We start from the raw sequence: 1,264 nt of genomic DNA on the forward strand, positions 1-1,264 counted from the left end.
CGGGGCGCCCTGCGGCGCCCCGTATTAGTCTGATTGTCCGCCTGCGCTGTGCCGGTTGTATGGCGCGCGGCGGCGGACGGATCGTTGCTTATTCGACGATCTTGGAGACGACGCCGGAGCCGACGGTGCGGCCACCTTCGCGGATTGCGAAGCGCAGGCCGTCTTCCATGGCGATCGGCGCGATCAGCTCGACCACGAACTTCAGGTTGTCGCCCGGCATCACCATCTCGGTGCCCTCGGGAAGCTCAACCGTGCCCGTCACATCCGTCGTCCGGAAGTAGAACTGCGGGCGGTAGTTCGCGAAGAACGGCGTGTGACGGCCACCCTCTTCCTTGGTCAGGATGTAGACCTCGGCCTCGAACTTCGTGTGCGGGTTCACCGAACCGGGCTTGCAGAGAACCTGGCCACGCTCGACACCGTCACGGTCCACACCGCGCAGCAGCGCGCCGATGTTGTCGCCGGCTTCACCACGATCCAGCAGCTTGCGGAACATTTCAACGCCCGTGCAGGTCGTCTTCTTGGTGTCGCGGATGCCCACGATCTCGATCTCGTCGCCCACGTTGATCACGCCGCGCTCGACACGACCGGTCACAACCGTACCCCGGCCGGAGATCGAGAACACGTCCTCGATCGGCATCAGGAACGGCTGGTCAATCGCGCGTTCGGGCTGCGGGATGTACTCGTCGACCGCCGCCATCAGCTCGCGGATCTTGTTCTCGCCGATTTCCGGATCACGGCCTTCCATGGCCGCAAGCGCGGAGCCCGCAACGATCGGAATATCGTCGCCCGGGAAGTCATACTCGGACAGAAGCTCGCGCACTTCCATCTCGACGAGCTCGAGAAGCTCCTCGTCGTCGACCTGGTCCACCTTGTTGAGGAACACGACCATCGCCGGGATACCAACCTGACGGCCAAGCAGAATGTGCTCGCGCGTCTGCGGCATCGGGCCGTCGGCCGCGTTCACCACGAGGATCGCGCCGTCCATCTGCGCCGCACCGGTGATCATGTTCTTCACGTAGTCGGCGTGGCCGGGGCAGTCGACATGCGCATAGTGGCGCGCATCGGTCTCGTATTCCACATGCGCCGTCGAGATCGTGATCCCGCGCGCCTTCTCTTCAGGCGCACCGTCAATCTGGTCATAGGCCTGGAAGTCACCGAAATACTTCGTGATCGCCGCCGTCAGCGTCGTCTTGCCGTGGTCAACGTGACCAATCGTGCCGATGTTGCAATGCGGCTTGCCGCGCTCAAACTTTTCCTTTGCCAT

The 1,264-nt window shown here is 63.4% G+C and carries 1 protein-coding gene; it reads right to left on the minus strand.

The genetic code is table 11. From position 1 onward, the window contains the following. Positions 1 to 88: 88 nt before the first annotated feature. Positions 89 to 1,264: elongation factor Tu (gene tuf, locus J1C49_RS21440; RefSeq protein ID WP_227447849.1), on the minus strand; the 1,176-nt coding region annotated here is incomplete at its 5' end.

The organism is Cognatishimia sp. F0-27 (assembly GCF_020667845.1).
GTDB lineage: Bacteria > Pseudomonadota > Alphaproteobacteria > Rhodobacterales > Rhodobacteraceae > JAFMPQ01.